Consider the following 18,279-nt stretch of genomic DNA (forward strand, 5'->3'; position numbering starts at 1 on the left):
ATAATTAAGCCGCTTTACGGCGATTAAACAAATTCCTGTACCAGGCTATCCAGCCTCACGGTTCGCTGCTCGCCGGTCTCCATCGACTTCAATGCGATTTCGCCCCGCACCAGCTCGTCGTCGCCCAGAATGGCGGTATAACGGGCTTGCAGACGATCGGCCGATTTCATCTGGGCTTTCATTTTCCGGCCGAGATAATCGCGTTCCGCGGACACGCCATTGCTGCGGAGTTCGTAGATCAATTTCGCCAATTCCCGCTCGGCGGCTTCACCCAGCGCCACCAGATAGACATCCAAAGGCTTCGAGGCCGACAGATTGACGCCTTGATGCTCCAGAATCAATTGGATACGCTCAAGGCCGATGCCGAACCCGATGCCCGGCTGATCCGGTCCGCCGATCTGGCCGACGAGACCGTTGAAGCGTCCGCCCCCGCCTACCGTATCAATCGCGCCGATGCCCTGGGCCTTGAATTCGAAGGCGGTATGCGTGTAATAGTCCAATCCCCGAACCAGTCTTGGATTGATCTCATACTCGATGCCCATGGCGTCCAGGTACCCTTTGACTTTCTCGAAATGCGTGCTGCACTCCTCGTCCAGGCTGTCCAGGATCGAAGGCGCATCACCGAACTTCCCTTGGTCCTTCTTGCAATCCAGCACGCGAAGCGGGTTGCGTTCCATGCGCGACTGGCAGTCCGAGCAAAGGCTGTCTTTCATCGGTTCCAGGAAAGCAAGCAGCGCACTGCGGTAAGCTGCCCTTACCTCGGGCGTTCCCACGGAGTTAATCTCTGCTTTTACCCCGTTCAGTCCAAGTTCCTTGTAGAAGCTGTACCCCAGCGCAATGACCTCGGCATCGATAGCCGGATCCGCGGTGCCGAACACCTCAACGCCGAACTGGTGGAACTGGCGGTATCGGCCCGCCTGCGGCCGCTCATAGCGGAACATGGGCCCCATATAGTACAGCTTCGTGACATCGGGCTCTCCATACAGCTTGTTTTGCACGTAAGCCCGAACGACGCCTGCCGTCCCTTCCGGACGAAGAGTCATGCTGCGATCCCCTTTGTCCTTGAACGTGTACATTTCCTTCTCTACGATATCCGTCGTTTCGCCGACCCCGCGTTCGAACAATTCGGTCTGTTCGAAGATCGGTGTGCGAATTTCGCGGTAGTTGTACCTCCGGCATAGATCACGTGCCTTTTCCTCGATAAACTGCCATTTCTCGACGGCTCCTGGCAGGATGTCCTGCGTGCCTGTCGGCTTCTCGAATTTCTCGTTTGCCATCTTCATCCCTCCGCGTCCTATGACATACTCACATTTTGAACATGTCCCTTGCTAGATCTGTTTAACTATGGAAAAACTCCTAGGGAGTCATTTCTCAACAAGCCGTGAAACCAAAAAATCTCCCGTCCCGCTGTCCTAAGACAACAGGGACGAGAGATGTTTAATTTATCACCCGTGGTACCACCCACATTCCGGCGGCGACACATCCTAACATGTGTTCAACCATCCGCTTCATCCGTATAACGCCCGGCCGCGCAGTTCGGCTACTGTCTATCCCACCGGTTAACCGGTGCTTGCTTCGCCGTCTGTTCTCGGGGAGGTCATTCGTCCACTCATCAAGCGAATCCTTACAGCCAAGGGATTCTTCTCTGGTCTTGTGGGGATGGAGTACTTGTTCCCGTCATGAAATCCGTTATTCATAAATATAGTATACCCAAAACATTATATTTTTAGATTCTAATGAACCGCCGCACTAAAGTCAAGAAACTTTGCAGAAATTTCCCGAAAAAAGAAAAAGACCTACAAACCACTGTTGTAGGTCCAAAACATATATTATATAAAAAAGGGGGTCATGCTGTTATTATAAACAGGGAATATTAAAGAAAGATTGAACAAACATTACAGTTATATTACAAGCAAGAAAGCGCTTTTATCTCATAGAGTTGAAAAGGACCGCTCCACCAAAGGAACGGCCCTTTTTTGCGTTTCGGGCGGATAAGCCCCCTCTTAGTAACTCATCGCCTGCCGCGTCTATTTGCTAATCAGACATTAATCAAATCGCTCCACATAAGCGTTATTCGCCCGCAAATCATGCACGATCTGATCATAGTCCTCGTCCCTTACCTTAACGGACAGGGTATATCTGAGATCGTCATAATCCCCGTCGGTCACGTCCGCTTCGCGCCATCCGTCGCCGGGCAGATCATCCCTGTCCGGCCGATCCTGGGCGATGTCGCGGCTGGTATCCCTTGCGCCCACAATCACCCCAGGAGCCCCGACTACGCCGCCGGGAGCCCCCATCGTTGTAGCCCCTGCCGTAGCACCACCCGTGCCGGCATTGCCCCATGGCACCAGCGGCACGAGGATATTCCCTCCGCTTCGGACCGAATCCTGAAGCTGTCCTACTTCCAGCTGTTCCGTGTTGTACGTCAGCAGCCTCGTCCTTGCGCCTTCAGCGTCGTCTTCCGTCCTGAAATAAGCTTGAATTTGTCTAGACATGTCCATTCCTCCTTTTTTTCAACCCGCGTGTTTGAAAGATCGGTATTACATGGACAACCATACAGCTAATTTAGCGCCTACAGCGCTTTTAACAGCTCGCGCACGAAGGCCGGCTCGTCTTTCGGAGTCCGGGACGTAATGAAATTCCGATCCACGACGACTTCCTCATCCTTAAAGTTGGCGCCGGCGTTTACCATATCATCCTGAAGCGGAGGATAGGAAGTGATCGTGCGTCCCTTCAGCAGGTCGGCGCTTGCCAAAATTTGCGGCCCGTGGCATATCGAGGCAATCGGTTTGCCTGCCTTGTCCGCCGCTGCAACAAACTGCAATATATGGGAATCCAGACGCAAGTTTTCCGGAGAAGAACCGCCTGGAATAACCACCGCATCATAATCGTTTATGTTGACGTCCGCAATGGCTTTATCGGTTGTGTAGGAAGCCTTGCCCTGTTTGCCCTTTACCTCTTGTCCTTGTTTCAATCCAATGATATCAGCCTGATGCCCCGCTTCCTTCACGGCATCGTAAGGAGTTTTCATCTCGGAATCTTCGAATTGGTCGGCTAGTAGAAATGCTACTTTACTCATCTGGCATGTCTCCTTCCTGAAATGTCCTCGATTTGTTATTACCCTGGAATCTCTTTTTTATAACAGCGGAATTCACGAAAAAGGCCCATGAACGGAGCTTGGCTGCAACAGGCATTGTCTGAAGGAAGCTTTGAGTATGGCGATGATCGGCGAACGTCAAAAAGAGCCTGAGATCATCTCAGGCTCCGCTTATAAAAATCCGCATTTATGACACGCGACGCTGTGCTGAATCTACGATCGGGGCAGCTGCTTCCGCATATTTCCCTTGATGCTGATGAGCTGTGCAGATTCTTCCGGCGCCGAAACCATCCGTTCCGTGCTGGCTGCTTCCCTGACGCCTCCGGTCCCGACCGTCGCAGGCAAACTGCTCCATATCGAAAATTTGGGGGATTGACGCATTTCGTACGGCTCCTTTATTTGCGAATAACAACCTTCGATTATTCACTCAGGATGCCCCATCTCTCCGATATGATGCATGCTGCTATCCTTTCCACGCAGGTTAGGATCGGCTGTCGATAATTAGCGTCACCGGTCCCCAGTTGGTCAACGACACGTCCATCATCGCTCCGAACACCCCGGTCTCCACCTGCAATCCCTTCGCCGAAAGCTCGCGGTTAAACGACTCGTACAATGCATTCGCTTCATCCGGTTTTGCGGCAGCCATAAAGTTCGGCCGCTTTCCTTTGCGGGTGTCTCCATAGAGGGTAAATTGGGACACCGACAGAATCGCTCCGCCCACGTCCTGGACGCTGAAATTCATTTTTCCGTCCTCATCCTCAAAAATCCGCAGCCCCGCTACCTTTTCCGCAAGGTATTTGGCATCCTTCTCTTCATCCTCATGCGTCACGCCGACCAGCACCATCAATCCCGCTTCAATCTTGCCGACGATTTCATTATCCACTGTGACTTGCGCATTCTTGCATCGTTGAATGACCACTCTCATCGGTTTAGCTCCTTCATCTTCAAAAAATAAAACGGCCTGTCTCCCTCAGGATAACAGACCGCATTCGTATTATCCTCCGGGATCGTCATGAACCCCGGGACCATTCCCTTAGCGCATCGTGCCGTCACTGCATGATCCGATGAACGGTATACACATCCTTCACCCGCTTGATTCGTTCCACTACGGATTGGAGATGATCCGTATTGCGAATCAGGATGGTCATGTGGATCATGGCCATTTTGTTCTTGTCGGATCGACCCGTGACGGCGGAAATGTTCGTCTTGCTCTCGGAGACGGCCTGAAGGACTTCGTTCAGCAATCCGTTGCGATCGTGTCCCGTCACTTCAATATCGACGCTGTAATTCGCTTCGACGGCAGTTTCCCATTCCACCTCAATCACGCGTGCCGCATCCTCGCCCTCATCCGTTGTCGGCAGATTCGCGCAATCCGAACGATGGACCGATACGCCGCGGCCGCGGGTTACATAGCCTACAATATCGTCGCCGGGTACGGGATTGCAGCATCTTGCGAAACGCACGAGCAGGTTATCAATCCCTTTGACGCGGACGCCGTTGGTCGGGCGGCTGCGCTTCTCGGCCGGCTTGATTTCCTTCATCTCGGAGGTTAATTCAAGCTGGTTGGCTTCCTCCTGCTCCTTGCGCAGCTTCTCGGTCACCTTCGTACAGATCTGCGCGGCAGTGATACCGCCGAAGCCGACCGCCGATAGCATATCCTCGATATCATTAAAAGCGAATTTCTTGGCCGCTTCCATTAATTTATCGTCCGTCGTCCACTCGGACACGTCAAGACCGAGGCGCTTGATTTCGCGCTCCAGCATCTCGCGGCCCTTCTCGACGTTCTCTTCGCGCTTCTCTTTCTTGAACCACTGCTTGATTTTACTTCGGGCATGCGAGGATTGGGCAATCTTCAGCCAGTCCTGGCTTGGACCGTAGGAATGCTTCGACGTCAAAATTTCCACGATATCGCCGGTTTTGAGCTGATGATCCAGCGGAACGATTCTTCCGTTGACCTTGGCACCAATGGTGCGGTTTCCTACTTCGGTATGAATTCTGTAGGCAAAATCGAGGGGAACGGAGCCGGAAGGCAGCTCGATCACCTCGCCTTTTGGCGTAAACACAAATACCAAATCCGAGAAAAAGTCCATTTTCAAAGATTCTACAAATTCCGACGCATCCTTCGTTTCATGCTGCAGCTCCAATATCTCGCGGAAAAACGTCATCTTGTTGTCGAAGCTGCCCCCGTTGCCTGCTGAGCCTTCTTTATACGCCCAGTGTGCCGCGATACCGAACTCCGCCGTTCGATGCATCTCCCAGGTGCGGATCTGAACCTCCGTCGGCTCCCCGTTAGGCCCTACCACCGTCGTGTGGAGGGACTGGTACATATTCGTTTTTGGCATGGCGATATAATCTTTGAAGCGGCCAGGCATCGGCTTCCACAGGGTGTGGATGATGCCGAGCGTGGCATAACAATCCTTGATATTGTCCACAATAATGCGGATTGCAAGGAGATCGTAAATTTCGTTGAACTGCTTGTTCTTCACCGTCATTTTCTTGAACACGCTGTAGATATGCTTGGGTCTGCCCGACAAATCGGCTTGAATGCCCATCTCGTCAAGCTTCTCGCGGATGCAGACGATGACGTTGTCGATGTACTGCTCCCGCTCCGCACGCTTCTTGTGCATCAAATTCGCAATGCGGTAATACTGCTGCGGATTCAAGTAACGAAGCGCAATGTCCTCCATCTCCCACTTGATCGCGGAAATACCGAGACGATGGGCTATCGGACAAAAGATTTCCAAGGTTTCATAGGAAATGCGGCGCTGGCTCTCCTCGGATTGGTACTTAAGAGTACGCATATTATGAAGCCGGTCCGCCAGCTTGATGACGATTACGCGGATATCCCGTGCCATGGCGATAAACATCTTGCGATAATTTTCGTTTTGCTGCTCTTCTTTGGATCGGAATTGGATGCGTTCCAACTTCGTTAAACCATCCACCAGCATTGCGCAGGTATCCCCGAAACGCTCGCGGATCTGCTCGAGCGATACGGTTGTATCCTCAACGACATCGTGAAGCAATGCAGCAATAATGGACAATGTGTCCATCTGCATGTTCACCACGATGTCTGCAACCGCAAGCGGATGAAGAATATAAGGTTCTCCCGATTTCCGCACTTGTCCGTGGTGGGCTTGCTCCGCAAATTCATAAGCTTCCTGGATGCGGAGAAGATCGGGTTCTTTTATATAGGCGCTGGCCTTTTCGAGTAATCGCTCTATGCCCATTTTGGAGTCCTTCTCTTCCCTTTCTATATAAAATGGAACCCGCCCTTGTCAAAACGTGCAGGTTCCCTCGTGATTGTTTTCCTATCATTATGACGCTTGCGGCGTTATACGTCAACATGTGGAGCGCTCGGTCACTTATAGTATGCCCTTTTCCTGCACGGGGACATCAAAACATGACATGAATTGAATATTTTGACGAACTGTAAAAATTATTGTTGAAAAAACGAACGATTGTATTTAATCTATTAAAGATCGTACGCGAACGGTCCTATATTTAAAGTCCTATAGAGGAGTGAAATGGTTTGCAACGTGAAATTCAAGTAGATGAGAAGCTTCCGTTTGGTCCCGGGTTCCTTCTGAGCCTGCAGCATTTGTTCGCCATGTTCGGAAGCACGGTGCTTGTACCGAACATGTTCGGCGTGGATCCCGGCATGATCCTGCTGATGAACGGTATCGGCACGCTGCTCTACATTTTTTTATGTAAAGGAAAGATTCCGGCCTACCTCGGCTCCAGCTTCGCCTTTATCTCACCGGTGCTGATCGTACTGGCAGGCGATCCGGAAGCCAATTACGGCAAAGCCTTGGGCGCCTTTATCGTGACGGGTATTATCTTCTGTATTGTGGCGTTCATTGTCAAATATGCGGGAACCAAATGGATCGACTTCGTCTTCCCGCCTGCGGTTATGGGTGCCATCATTGCGATGATCGGGCTTGAGCTTGTTCCGGTTGCAGCAGGCATGGCTGGTTTTTTGCCGGAAGAAGGGCAATCCATCGATCCTAAAATCATTACCATCTCGCTCGTTACCCTCGGAGTTACGGTGTTGGGTTCCATCTTGTTCCGCGGCTTCGCCAAAATCATTCACATCCTGATCGGGATCGTGGTCGGATATGCGCTTTCCTTCGCGCTTGGGGTCGTGGACACGGAAAAAATCGCAAACGCGAAGTTCCTGTCGGCTCCGGAGCTGACAACCCCGGTTTTTGATAGCGGGGCGATCTGGACCATCATTCTGGTTTCGCTCGTAGTTATCGTGGAGCACATCGGCCACCTGCTGGTCACCAGCAATATCGTGGGCAAAGACCTTTCCAAGGATCCTGGCCTTCACCGCTCCCTGCTCGGCAACGGTATTTCCACCATCTTGTCCGGATTCGTTGGTTCCACGCCGAATACAACGTACGGTGAAAATATCGGGGTCATGGCTTTGACGAAGGTGTACTCCGTGTTTGTCATCGGAGGCGCCGCCATTATTGCCATTATTCTTTCCTTCTCAGGAACATTTTCCGCCGTGGTAGCGAACATTCCAACACCGGTTATGGGCGGCGTGTCTCTCTTGCTGTTCGGGGTAATCGCAGCTTCCGGCCTACGGATCTTCGTGGAGCAGAAGGTGGATTTCTCCAAAGCAAGCAACATGATCTTGGCTACAATCGTACTGGTAACAGGAATCAGCGGCGTAACCTTGAAGATTAACACGGTCGAGCTGAAGGGTATGGCATTGGCGACCATCGTAGGTGTCATAATGGCTGTCCTCTTCAAACTCTTCGAAATTACCGGGCTCTCCAATGAAAAGAATGATGAGCCGCTCGTGGAAAAAACGCCGGATTGAACCGACAACTTTATTGCAAACAGAAAAATGCCCTGAGCTGATTGCTCAGGGCATTTTATTATTTCCCGGGAAAATCAGGAAGAATAGTGTCGTTTACTCGTACTGCATCAACGTAAATACATCGATGTCATCCAGCTTCGAACGGCCGTTCAAATCCGTCAGCTCGATCATGAAAGCAGCGCCAACAACGTTCCCGCCCAATTGACGGATGAGGTTAACCGAAGTCGCAATCGTACCGCCTGTTGCAAGAAGATCATCCGCAATCAATACATTTTGCCCTTTCTCGATTGCATCGGTATGCATCGCCAAGCGATCTTTACCGTATTCGAGGTCATATCCCACTTCAATCGTTTCGTAAGGCAGCTTGCCGCTTTTGCGAATGGGCGCGAATCCCACGCCAAGCGCGTAAGCCAGCGGAGCACCCACGACAAATCCACGGGCTTCGGGACCAGCTATCACATCAATTTTGAGATCGGAAACCAAGACCTTCAGTTCCTCGATGGCTTTGCGATATACCTCACCATTCTTCAGCAGTGTGGTAATATCCTTGAAGCTGATCCCCGCTTGCGGAAAATCGGGAATGACACGAATATAATCTTTAAAATCCAAAATAATCTCCTCCTGTATAGTTGCGGTTAAGATACGCCTTTTGTACGGGACGTCATCCACTGGGTTAACTGTTCGGTGCCGGCATGCAGCAGATGCTGCTCCATATCCGCCAAGTCGCTTAATTCCCGGAAGTGACGGGATGCGTCGAGCGGTTTTTTCTCCGGCTTCGGTACAAAGGTAATTTGTCCCTGGTCACGCTGAATGAATGCCAATTCTTCAAAGACATCCAGTACTTTGACCAGCATGCGCGATGACAACGAAGTCTGCTTCTGTAGACGTGCTACGACCTCTTTTTCCGGCATGGGAGCGGACGTCAGTCCAGCAAGTGATACGTACAGCTTCTTAAACTGTTCCCGGTCCGGAATTTGCAGCCGTTCGCGCAGGTTCCGGGTCGGATGTAACATAAATATATTGGGAACGGAATGGAAGGCTGACATGAATGCAGCGAGCTGCTCAGCCGTCTCCGGTACATCCAGTACGAACAAAACGGAAATGTCTTCTTGACTGCCGCTCGCGGCGATTTCATTATCCGGCACGATGCCAGCATTCCTATCATATACCCAAAGGCACATATCATACAATTGACTTTTTATTTCCGGATGTGAATCTTTTGCGTACACCACCGCGGAACGGACAGCCGGGCACCGCAGATGCGGCTCCAGTTCAGCTCTCCACCTCTGGATCTCCCGGATCGGTTCTTTGATCCCGCGGTAATCAAACACCTGCTGATAAGGGGCGCAGATATCCTGAATCATGAGCTGCACTTTACGGCTCCCGTTCCATTCATTGACGGAAAGCTCGCCAAGCACATCCACAACCGAACCCACCGGCAGAATATCGGCAAGATGGCCCCAGCCGAATGAGATCGCATCGATAACCTCCCGCTTTTGCTGCAAACGAAGCTTCAGATGTTTCCCTTCTTTGCCGATCTTGCGGACGTCCTTGATGACAACGTCCCGAAAAACGATCTTCGGTACGGCATTCGCCATGCCGAACGGGCCTAACTGTTCCATCTGTTCCAGAATGGGTACGGATACCTCCGACAAACTGGCTTCCAGGTCCGCTTCGCAAACGGCAATCAGATGCTCTGCATCGAGCGCATCCTCCGCATATCGATGAAGTCCCTGTTCGAATGCCGCCAAGCGGTCTCGATGGAGGCTCATGCCGGCTGCGGAAGGATGGCCGCCAAAGTGGTCCATGACGTCTTTGCAAGAAAGCAAAGCCGCATAGATATCGAATCCCGGAATCGAACGGGCAGAGCCTTTACAGTTTCCCGTTTCGGGATCAATCCCGAGAATTACAACGGGGCGGTAAAAGCGCTCCAGGATTTTGGAAGCCACGATGCCGACCACGCCGACATTCCAGCCCTCGCCCGCCAGTACGATAACAGGCGGGATCTCCTGCCCTCTCCAGCGGTCTTGAACCATCCCCAGCGCTTCCTGGACGATGTTTTCGACCACTTGCTGCCGATCCTTGTTCAGTCCGTCCAGCTCCCAAGCAAGGCGCTCTGCCTCTTCCCTGTGCTCCGTTGTAAGCAGCGTAACGGCACGGCCTGCATGGTCCAAGCGGCCGCTGGCGTTAATCCGTGGTGCCATGGAGAAGGCCACGTTAACGGCCGTCACCTGCTCTACATGAATTCCCGATACCTCAAGCAAGCTGCGGATGCCTTCATACCGCGTTTTTCGCATCGATTCGATACCGTGCTTCACAAGCACCCGATTCTCCCCCGTGAGCGGCATCAAGTCAGCGATCGTTCCGATCGAAACGATCTGGAGCCATTCCTCCGGCGGGTCACCCACGAGAGCCTGTGCCAATTTGTAAGCCACGCCTACGCCGGCCAGCCCCTTGAAGGGATACGGGCATGTCGGGATCTTCGGATTGATCAATGCATATGCCTCAGGCAGCACCTCAGGCGGTTCATGATGGTCGGTGACGATGACGTCGATGCCAAGGCTGTTGGCATACGCGATTTGCTCGACCGCACTAATCCCGGTATCTACGGTAATCACCAGACTGACCCCTTGCTGATGGGCCCAATCCAGCGCATGATTATGTAAGCCATAACCTTCATTGGATCGGTGAGGGATATAAATATCATAAGATGCTCCCAAATAACGCATCAGATGAATCATCAATGATGTGCTGGAAACCCCGTCCGCGTCATAATCGCCGTAGATCAGAATATGCTCCCGATCCTCCAGCGCTTTGCGGATGCGCGGCACGGCCTCCCGCATTCCCTGCATGAGATAAGGGTCGTGCGTCAGCTCAAACGTTCCATATAAAAATTCCCGGCCAGCCTCGGCTGATTGTATCCCCCGGGAAGCCATGAGTGAAGCCACGATGGGTGGCAGCGACAAATCATGGGCCAGCCGTTCTGTGATCGTTGACGCTGCCTCTCGTATTCTCCATTCATATTTGGAATACAGCACAGGGATTCACCTTCCTTTTCCTGCCTATTTCCTGCTGTCTTAAAAGCTCCGCCCTTATTGCGGCAGTGTCGGCATATCGTTGTCCATCAAGTCATAGTTCGATTTATACGGGTACCCGGGTTCATAAGGCACAACGTGAACCTTGGCATCCGTAACCTGAATAAATCGATGGGTCAACAGCTTCCGGATTCGCTCGGCAATTTCCTGAGCTTCCAATACGGACGTTCTCGGATTCACGGTGATTTTCACTTCGATGTTCACGTGGCGAATCTGTCCGTATTCTTGAACCTTCAGCTCCTCGATCGTGATCACGCCGTGAACCCGCTGAATCGTATCCATGAACTCGGCTTCGTGTTCATGGCGTTTCTCCTCCGCAAGCGTGCCGTAAACGGAATGAACGATGAGTATATATCCTTTCCGGACCACGAGACAAGCCACGATAAGAGCCGCTATGGAATCCATGTAGAATAGAGGCGACCATTCAAAATAGGAGCCTGCCATGGATAGCGACACGCCGATCAATACCGTTAGCGATGAATATAAGGCAAACCGATGATCAGCCGACAGCATTTCGTACCGGGGATCATGCAGTCTTTTCATCTGCCAGCTTTGATATTGGAATACCGCTTCGTTCACCGCCATCGATATGAAAATTGCAAGGAGCGCCGATGTGGCCGGCGGCTCGAGGTTATCCGATGCCATGGTCTGGATCGCGGATACCGCAATTTGAATGCCGCCCATGATCAATAACACGGCAAATAAGATCGATATGACGGGCTCCGTCGTACTCGAAACGTTCCGTTTGTCCCGCATCGGACTTTTCGTACCGAATATGCCAAGGCTTGGCAACCGGTCCACCAATAAAGTTACGGCATTCGCCGCAGAATGCAGGGCATCTCCGATGAGAGCCTTGCTGCCGGATAAGTAACCGGCTATCCCTTTGCACAAGGCTAATGCCAAATCCGTTACAATGCCTGTCCATAGGACAGTCTCCGTATGATTCAAGCGTTCATTGCTCACTTGAGGCCCCCCTCAATGTCACTGTCGATCCTGTACTCGTCATGCTGCCTGCTGCTAACTTTAGAAAGCCGCGTCGCCTGCGACGCGGCTTTCACTTGTATAGGATCTTCTGATATCTGGACTGCAAACGCCCTTCAGCGGTTTAATTAAATTTCGATTTTATCTTTGCTTGGCTTCGGCGAATTCGGCTTATTGCTCACGTTGCGGCCTTTAAGAAGGAGCCACAACGGACTTGCGATAAAGATCGAAGAGTACGCGCCGAATGCCAAACCGATACAAATGGCCAGCGAGAACATCTGGATCGACTCGCCGCCCAAGAGGAGCATGAAGAATGCAGCGATGAATACGGACAAGGCCGTATAGATCGAGCGCCCGATCGTCTGCGACAAACTTTTGTTAACCAGATCCTTGAGATCCGAGACCCTCTTAATCTTCGCAAACCGCAGGTTTTCCCGTATCCGGTCAAAGATAACGATGGTATCGTTGATCGAATAACCAATGATGGTCAGGACGGCGATGATGAATGTCAAGTCCACCTCTAATCCAAGGATGGAGAAGATACTGATGACAACGAAGGCATCATGCAGGAGCGCTACGATCGCTGCAATCGCAAATCGCCATTCAAAGCGGATGCTGACATAAATGATAATCCCGATACAGGAAATCAATACGGCATAAATTGCGTTTCGTCCCAGCTCTTTGGCCATCTCGGGATCAACCGTATTAATTTCGAAGGTTGCCTTCTCGTCCAGCTTCTCGATGCCGGAACGAAGCTTCTGATCCTGATCCTCGGTCAGCACCTCGCTGAATCGGATGTTGACGCGGTCATTACCCGGAGTAACGCTCGCATCCTCCCCGATTCCGGCATCCTCTAATACGGTATTGATTTGCTCCGTAGTCAACGGTTTGGAGAGTGAAATGTCCACGTTCGAGCCGGATTGAAAATCAACTCCGTAGTTAAGACCGCGAGTCAGGAGAAAAACTAAGCCCAAAATCGTAATTACAATGGATAGTACGTAGAAAATTCTGCTTTTGCCTACGAAATCGAAGTTCTTAAAGCTCACGAATGTCACGCTCCTTTACGCCATAATGGCTCGGTTTGCGGGCCCAACCGATATTCACAAGCAGATTGAGCAGGAAACGGGAGAAATAAACGTTCGTGGCAATACTAACGATGATCTCCAAAATCAATACAAGGGCAAAACCTTTTACCGCACCGGTACCGAATCCGAACATGACAGCGGCAACGAGAATCGTCGTCAAGTTGGAGTCCATAATGGCGCGCAGGGAGGATTTACCGCCTGATTTCACTGCAGATGGCACGCTTTTGCCTGTCTTGATCTCTTCCCGAATGCGTTCATAGGTGATAATGTTGGCATCCACCGCCATACCAATACCTAATATAAATGCCGCAATGCCTGGAAGCGTCAACGTAAAGTCAGCCCATACGAAAATAAGGATCAGCAGCCATGTGTGCAAAATAAGTGCGAAACTTGCCAGCAAGCCCGGTACGCGATATCGGATAATCATGAACAGCAAAATCGCGACGGAAGCGATCAGACCGGCTTCTAAAGTTTTTGTAAGAGATTGCATGCCAAGCGTAGCCCCTACGCTCTGCGAATATTTCTCGACCAGCTTCAGCGGCAGGGCGCCGAGATTGATCGTATCCCGGATCTGCTTCGCTTCATCAAGCGAGTAGTTCCCTGTAATTTGCGCGGTACCGTCCGTTAATACGGCTCGTACCGTTGGAGCTGACAGCAATTGGTCGTCCATGAAGATAGCCAGCTCTTGACCGAGAAGACGTTCTGTAATTTCAGCAAACTTCCCTTTGTCCTTCACTTTAATATCTATCATAGGCTGATTAAGCTGGTCATAGGCTACCGATGCGCCGTTCTCGACGAAATCGTCGCCGCGGAGCTCTATTTTACAGAACTCCTCGCCTTCTTTACAGCCGTCATTGCTTCGGAATGTGAGGTTCGCAGGTTCTTTCATTGTTTTTCGAACTTCGGCCTCATCCGTTACGCCCGCCACCTTCAAGCGAATCCGGTTCGCCCCTTCCGGCGTAACCTCAGGCTCCGATGTTCCCATCGCATCCGCACGCTTTTGCAAGCTCTTTGCGGTTTCCTGCAGCGCTTCTTTGGTAACCTGCTGCCCTTCCATCAACGGTTCTGCTTCATAAAGGATTTCGAATCCACCCTTCAGATCCAAACCTAGACGGACGTCTTTCAGCAAGCCTGGAGTTGTAACGGCCATTAAAATAGTGATCACGAGCACGGTTCCGACGAAACTGATAATTCTCTTCATGCCGTCCCTTGTTCCCCCTTTTTACTCAATATTCCTATTATAGCGATGTCATAAAACCCAGTCAATTTATCAAAATTTGTCGGGCTTATGGATGAACCCTTATATCCGCAAGGCAAAAGGGACCTCTTCGATTAATCGAAAGAAGATCCCTTATATGCTGATATTGTCATATAGTTCATCAAGGCTGTTGCTTTCAAGGACAGAATGTCGTTGACCAATTGGTGGAGGGACGGAACGCCTTCCTTTTCGTACTTGCTGCTGACACAGTTCCAAATATCGTCGCTCGTCACATACTCGTACCCAATCAAATGCATTTCCTCAACCTTGCTCAAGCATACCATCTCAATGGTGCTCATCAATTCTTCCTCGCTCATTTGCTCGAGTTCCATGCATATGGCCTCCTCACTGACTCCCTGTTGTCCCTAAGTTACATTCGACATGACATATGGCTTTCCTTCTATTCCTACCATGTCCAGAAAAAAAAGTAAAGTCATCAGATGGGACAGGTAGGGCATATCCATAAGAATAGCCATGTCGTGTCAACGTATTCAGCCTTAACCAGGGAGTGGGATGGACAGTGAACAAGCAATCGTTTATTAAAGGAACGCTGATTTTACTTGCAGCCGGCATATTAAACCGCCTACTCGGTTTTATCCCCCGGATCGCCCTTCCCCGGATCATCGGACCTGAGGGTGTCGGAATTTACCAATTGGGGTACCCCTTCTTTATCGTGCTCGTGACCATCATCACGGGCGGTATTCCGCTAGCTATTGCCAAAATGGTCGCCGAAGCGGAAGGTGCCGGGAAGCCTGATGCTTCCAAGCAAATTCTGCATGTCAGCCTGATGCTGACGATTACGGCAGGAGCTCTCTTCACGGGACTCAGCCTGCTGCTTGCTCCTTGGGTAACCGGCGTGCTTTTGCCGGACGAGCGTGTATATCAAACCTTCATCAGCATGACGCCCATGATGATCATCATTGCCGTTTCGTCGGTCTACCGGGGATATTTCCAGGGCAAACAAAATATGATCCCCTCTGCAAGTTCCTCCGTTATCGAGACGATAGTCCGAATTATTTGCATGTTGTGGTTTGCGCATCTCCTGATGCCCAAAGGCATCGCTTACGGGGCAGCCGGGGCCATGCTTGGAACAGCCGTGGGCGAGCTGATTGGCATGATTGCGCTGCTGCTGCAATATTCCGGCGAGGGCCGAAGAACGAACAAACTTTTACCTAAGCCACAAGAAGCCGTATCTGAAAAAAAAGCGCCGGAAGACTCTTCTTCGAATAAAGGCATCCTGAAGCGGTTATTCGGCATTGCATTGCCTGTAACGGGCGGAAAGATGGTAGGGTCCTTCTCCTACCTGCTGGAAACGATACTGACCAATCGCAGCCTCGCCATGGCAGGTATCGCGACATCCGTGGCCACCGCCCAATACGGCGCTCTGCAAGGCATGATCATCCCGCTCCTGCTATTGCCCGGTGCGTTGACCGTTTCACTGGCCATCTCCCTGGTGCCTTCCCTATCGGAGGCAGCGGCCCGCAACGACCGGCCTACCATCCATAAGCGAATGAATCAATCCCTTCGGCTGGCTCTTGTCTCGGGAGCTCCGTTTGCCATCATTATGTTTGTCCTGGCTGAGCCGCTGTGCCTGCTGCTCTACGACAACGCCGAGATTAGCGATATGCTCAAAATCATGGCGCCCTTTGCCTTGTTTCTGTATGTGCAGTCCCCGCTTCAAGCTGCCTTGCAAGCATTGGACCGCCCGGGACGGGCATTGTTGAATACCTTATTCGGTGCGATCATCAAGATGAGCCTTATCGTATATTTGGCATCCAACCCCGCCTTCGGCATCATAGGGGCCGTCATTGCCATCATCGTTAACAGCATCGCGGTTACATTGCTTCACGGTTTTAGTCTCTCCAGGCTGATCGGCTTTCGCTTCCGCCTGCTCGACTATGTCAAAATCGCTGCCGTCATGATCATTATGGGTGCCTGCGTTCTTTACGGGTATAGACATCTTCCGTTCTCGACGACCCCCTGGCTGCAGTTTTGGACCTCGATCGTGGTTGGCATCCTGGTCTATTTCATCATGATTTTCATGACCAAGCTGGTAACGCCCCGGGATCTGGAACGCGTCCCTGTCGTCGGTACCTGGTTCAACAAGTTTAGCCGCCGCTAGTCCCTGTCTTTGCGGTCGATGTAAATACGTCCTTTATGGTCGATGGAGCATAGGAAGATATCCTTAAAATCCTTGGCTCCGTGGTTTTGAATCTCGTTTTTCAGCCAGAACCTTGTTTTTTCAATCAGTTCAAGGTTTTCGTCCTGCACCTTTCCATCCAATATAAGCGGAATGGGCAGTCCTTCGTACGTAATTTTATCGTATGGAATATCAACAACGGTAGGGTTTCCTGTTTCGGATTTGGCCTTGGATAAAGCACCTGAAGAATGAGTGGAGCTTGAGGCGTTGGAAGAACTTGATGAACTATTCGAGCGGTTCGAACCGTTATCCGCATCTTTTGGAATAACGGTGAGCTGGCCGGAAGTTTCGAGAATCGCAAATTCCACGTCTGCCAAACTGTCGATGTCCTTTCCCCTTAATTGCTGCATCAGATCATCCAGATTGTAGCGAAGCTTTGACATCTCTTTGCGGTGAAGCTTGCCTCGGGATACCAGTATGCTGGGTTTTCCGTCCGCAAACAGCCGTATGCTTCGATTTTTCAGGCCGATGTAGGCAAGTCCTACCTGAATGGCAACCAACACGGCGATAGGAGCTAGTCCGTCCCAAATCGGTTTATGGACATCTTCGAGGACAAAAACGGCGATCTCTGCGATCATGACGGATATGACCAAATCGAAGATAGACAGCTTTCCGATTTCCCGTTTGCCCATGATTCTCATGGTAACAAAGATAACCACATACATCAGAACGGTCCGCAGAATCAGAATAGTCATATGAGACATAAACAATCCCTCCCTAGCTTGTCGAACATTCTCATGTACAGCTATTCTGGCCTGCCGCAGCTCTTCCCATTCGATTACAATTGATTAATTAATGGTAATCCTGCAAAACCCGATGCAAAATGTTCAGTTTGTACTATATGTACAGGCTTGGCCATACAATGGAATTATCAAGATTTGTTAAGGGGGATGATTCATGGAACCGATCCGGCGAGTATTCACTTTCAGGATCACCAATCCGATTCTTTCAGGACTCTTGTATTCTTATTTCTGGATGTTTCTTGGCGCATTGGCGCTATCCCTGCTGCTGTGGGGCAGCGGACTGGCCGAGGATGATTTATCGTTCTACACGTTTCTGGTACATGCCGTCGCGGCCTTTATTGGGGGCTGTGTGAGCGGCAAACGCGCAGGTAACAAAGGCTGGTATTATGGCTGCCTGACCGGGCTGGTATATGGGATTACGCTGCTCGTCATCGGCTTTCTAGCCTTGGATAGTTCCTTGTCACTCGGAGATTTGACGCTGATTGCCACGGTTTTTGCTGCCGGGGCCATCGGGGGAATGTTCGGGGTTAACTTAAAAAAATAAAACCTTGCAACGACTTTAGTGCACTTCACGCCCAGTGATAAAAAAACAAAGGCCGATTCCTAAAAGGAGTCGGCCTTTGTTTATAGCGATGACTTTCCATATGTAGGTGAAACGAGATTATGCATCCGTATTCACGCTATGGCTTACCGAGTTGCGGTCGAACGTCAACTTCGTTACGTCGTTCACTTTCAAAACCACGATGTCGTCGGTAATCTCCACGATCGTCCCGTGAAGGCCTCCGATCGTTACCACTTTATCGCCTTTGGACAAGGCGCTAAGCATTGCGTTTCTTGTTTTCTGTTTCTTCTGCTGTGGACGGATAAGCAGAAAATAAAAGATGACGAACATCAGAACGAAAGGCAAAATCAACCCCAAAATGCCTCCGCCCTGACCTTGCGCTGCTGCGAGTTCAAATGAACCAAACATTTCTTTCCCCCCTTTCACAAAC

17 protein-coding genes are annotated in these 18,279 nt (G+C 51.0%); 3 read left to right on the plus strand and 14 right to left on the minus strand.

From position 1 onward, the window contains the following. Nucleotides 1-23: 23 nt before the first annotated feature. The 6 genes from hisS to JNUCC32_RS17485 form a co-directional block, all read right to left on the minus strand. Nucleotides 24-1,277 (minus strand): histidine--tRNA ligase, encoded by a 1,254-nt coding sequence (gene hisS / locus JNUCC32_RS17460; protein ID WP_192569309.1) that lies wholly within the window; start codon nt 1,275-1,277, stop codon nt 24-26. Between the two features lie 768 nt (nt 1,278-2,045). Continuing rightward, nucleotides 2,046-2,495, minus strand: coding sequence for a hypothetical protein (locus JNUCC32_RS17465; protein ID WP_192569310.1), 450 nt, complete (start codon nt 2,493-2,495; stop codon nt 2,046-2,048). A 77-nt stretch (nt 2,496-2,572) separates the two neighbouring features. Next, complete coding sequence (locus JNUCC32_RS17470; RefSeq protein ID WP_009592768.1) at nt 2,573-3,079, minus strand: type 1 glutamine amidotransferase domain-containing protein; 507 nt, start codon at nt 3,077-3,079, stop codon at nt 2,573-2,575. Between the two features lie 231 nt (nt 3,080-3,310). Beyond that, a complete protein-coding gene (locus tag JNUCC32_RS17475; protein WP_009592793.1) occupies nt 3,311-3,478 on the minus strand; it encodes a hypothetical protein in 168 nt (55 codons plus the stop codon). A gap of 100 nt (nt 3,479-3,578) precedes the next feature. Continuing rightward, nucleotides 3,579-4,022 (minus strand): D-aminoacyl-tRNA deacylase, encoded by a 444-nt coding sequence (dtd, locus tag JNUCC32_RS17480; RefSeq protein WP_192569311.1) that lies wholly within the window; start codon nt 4,020-4,022, stop codon nt 3,579-3,581. A 124-nt stretch (nt 4,023-4,146) separates the two neighbouring features. Further along, nucleotides 4,147-6,324 carry a RelA/SpoT family protein gene (locus tag JNUCC32_RS17485; RefSeq protein WP_009592739.1) on the minus strand — a complete coding sequence of 726 codons (2,178 nt, stop codon included), beginning with the start codon at nt 6,322-6,324 and terminating at the stop codon, nt 4,147-4,149. Nucleotides 6,325-6,626: 302 nt separating this feature from the next. Between JNUCC32_RS17485 and uraA the strand changes: the two genes are divergently transcribed. Continuing rightward, a complete protein-coding gene (gene uraA / locus JNUCC32_RS17490) occupies nt 6,627-7,925 on the plus strand; it encodes a uracil permease (RefSeq protein ID WP_192569312.1) in 1,299 nt (432 codons plus the stop codon). A gap of 93 nt (nt 7,926-8,018) precedes the next feature. Here uraA and JNUCC32_RS17495 read toward each other — a convergent pair whose 3' ends face one another. The 6 genes from JNUCC32_RS17495 to JNUCC32_RS17520 form a co-directional block, all read right to left on the minus strand. Beyond that, nucleotides 8,019-8,534: an adenine phosphoribosyltransferase gene (locus JNUCC32_RS17495; RefSeq protein WP_009592753.1), complete on the minus strand. Its 516-nt coding sequence runs from the start codon at nt 8,532-8,534 to the stop codon at nt 8,019-8,021. 26 nt (nt 8,535-8,560) lie between these two features. Further along, on the minus strand, nt 8,561-10,963 hold the full coding sequence (recJ, locus tag JNUCC32_RS17500; RefSeq protein ID WP_192569313.1) for a single-stranded-DNA-specific exonuclease RecJ: 2,403 nt from the start codon (nt 10,961-10,963) through the stop codon (nt 8,561-8,563). A 54-nt stretch (nt 10,964-11,017) separates the two neighbouring features. After that, nucleotides 11,018-11,983 (minus strand): cation diffusion facilitator family transporter, encoded by a 966-nt coding sequence (locus tag JNUCC32_RS17505; protein WP_015734042.1) that lies wholly within the window; start codon nt 11,981-11,983, stop codon nt 11,018-11,020. Nucleotides 11,984-12,129: 146 nt separating this feature from the next. Further along, nucleotides 12,130-13,047 (minus strand): protein translocase subunit SecF, encoded by a 918-nt coding sequence (gene secF / locus JNUCC32_RS17510; RefSeq protein WP_049788676.1) that lies wholly within the window; start codon nt 13,045-13,047, stop codon nt 12,130-12,132. After that, nucleotides 13,037-14,287, minus strand: a complete 1,251-nt coding sequence (gene secD / locus JNUCC32_RS17515; RefSeq protein WP_009592810.1) for a protein translocase subunit SecD — start codon at nt 14,285-14,287, stop codon at nt 13,037-13,039. Before secD ends, secF begins: the two co-directional genes overlap by 11 nt. Before the next feature lie 131 nt (nt 14,288-14,418). Beyond that, the gene (locus tag JNUCC32_RS17520; RefSeq protein ID WP_096772930.1) at nt 14,419-14,676 is read right to left on the minus strand and encodes a post-transcriptional regulator; all 258 of its coding nucleotides are present in this window, start codon (nt 14,674-14,676) and stop codon (nt 14,419-14,421) included. Between the two features lie 188 nt (nt 14,677-14,864). On the opposite strand from JNUCC32_RS17520, the gene spoVB reads away from it, so the two are divergent. Next, nucleotides 14,865-16,466: a stage V sporulation protein B gene (gene spoVB, locus JNUCC32_RS17525; RefSeq protein ID WP_096772929.1), complete on the plus strand. Its 1,602-nt coding sequence runs from the start codon at nt 14,865-14,867 to the stop codon at nt 16,464-16,466. Here spoVB and JNUCC32_RS17530 read toward each other — a convergent pair. Continuing rightward, on the minus strand, nt 16,463-17,248 hold the full coding sequence (locus JNUCC32_RS17530) for a YetF domain-containing protein (protein WP_015734039.1): 786 nt from the start codon (nt 17,246-17,248) through the stop codon (nt 16,463-16,465). The two genes, spoVB and JNUCC32_RS17530, sit on opposite strands and share 4 nt — an antisense overlap. 193 nt (nt 17,249-17,441) lie before the next feature. Between JNUCC32_RS17530 and JNUCC32_RS17535 the strand changes: the two genes are divergently transcribed. Next, nucleotides 17,442-17,831 carry a TIGR04086 family membrane protein gene (locus JNUCC32_RS17535; protein WP_015734038.1) on the plus strand — a complete coding sequence of 130 codons (390 nt, stop codon included), beginning with the start codon at nt 17,442-17,444 and terminating at the stop codon, nt 17,829-17,831. Between the two features lie 117 nt (nt 17,832-17,948). Here the strand turns inward: JNUCC32_RS17535 and yajC are convergent, their stop codons facing one another. Beyond that, nucleotides 17,949-18,257, minus strand: a complete 309-nt coding sequence (gene yajC, locus JNUCC32_RS17540) for a preprotein translocase subunit YajC (protein WP_015734037.1) — start codon at nt 18,255-18,257, stop codon at nt 17,949-17,951. Nucleotides 18,258-18,279 lie beyond the last annotated feature (22 nt).

Origin of the sequence: Paenibacillus sp. JNUCC32 (genome assembly GCF_014863545.1) — a bacterium.
Classification (GTDB): domain Bacteria; phylum Bacillota; class Bacilli; order Paenibacillales; family Paenibacillaceae; genus Paenibacillus_AQ; species Paenibacillus_AQ lautus_A.

What these genes read in the sequence shown, in the direction of transcription:
- hisS (WP_192569309.1), bottom strand. Translation starts at nt 1,277, where the DNA reads ATGGCAAACGAGAAATTCGAGAAGCCGACAGGCACGCAGGACATCCTG.
- JNUCC32_RS17465 (WP_192569310.1), bottom strand. Translation starts at nt 2,495, where the DNA reads ATGTCTAGACAAATTCAAGCTTATTTCAGGACGGAAGACGACGCTGAA.
- JNUCC32_RS17470 (WP_009592768.1), bottom strand. Translation starts at nt 3,079, where the DNA reads ATGAGTAAAGTAGCATTTCTACTAGCCGACCAATTCGAAGATTCCGAG.
- JNUCC32_RS17475 (WP_009592793.1), bottom strand. Translation starts at nt 3,478, where the DNA reads ATGCGTCAATCCCCCAAATTTTCGATATGGAGCAGTTTGCCTGCGACG.
- dtd (WP_192569311.1), bottom strand. Translation starts at nt 4,022, where the DNA reads ATGAGAGTGGTCATTCAACGATGCAAGAATGCGCAAGTCACAGTGGAT.
- JNUCC32_RS17485 (WP_009592739.1), bottom strand. Translation starts at nt 6,324, where the DNA reads ATGGGCATAGAGCGATTACTCGAAAAGGCCAGCGCCTATATAAAAGAA.
- secD (WP_009592810.1), bottom strand. Translation starts at nt 14,287, where the DNA reads ATGAAGAGAATTATCAGTTTCGTCGGAACCGTGCTCGTGATCACTATT.
- JNUCC32_RS17520 (WP_096772930.1), bottom strand. Translation starts at nt 14,676, where the DNA reads ATGGAACTCGAGCAAATGAGCGAGGAAGAATTGATGAGCACCATTGAG.
- JNUCC32_RS17530 (WP_015734039.1), bottom strand. Translation starts at nt 17,248, where the DNA reads ATGTCTCATATGACTATTCTGATTCTGCGGACCGTTCTGATGTATGTG.
- JNUCC32_RS17535 (WP_015734038.1), top strand. Translation starts at nt 17,442, where the DNA reads ATGGAACCGATCCGGCGAGTATTCACTTTCAGGATCACCAATCCGATT.
- yajC (WP_015734037.1), bottom strand. Translation starts at nt 18,257, where the DNA reads ATGTTTGGTTCATTTGAACTCGCAGCAGCGCAAGGTCAGGGCGGAGGC.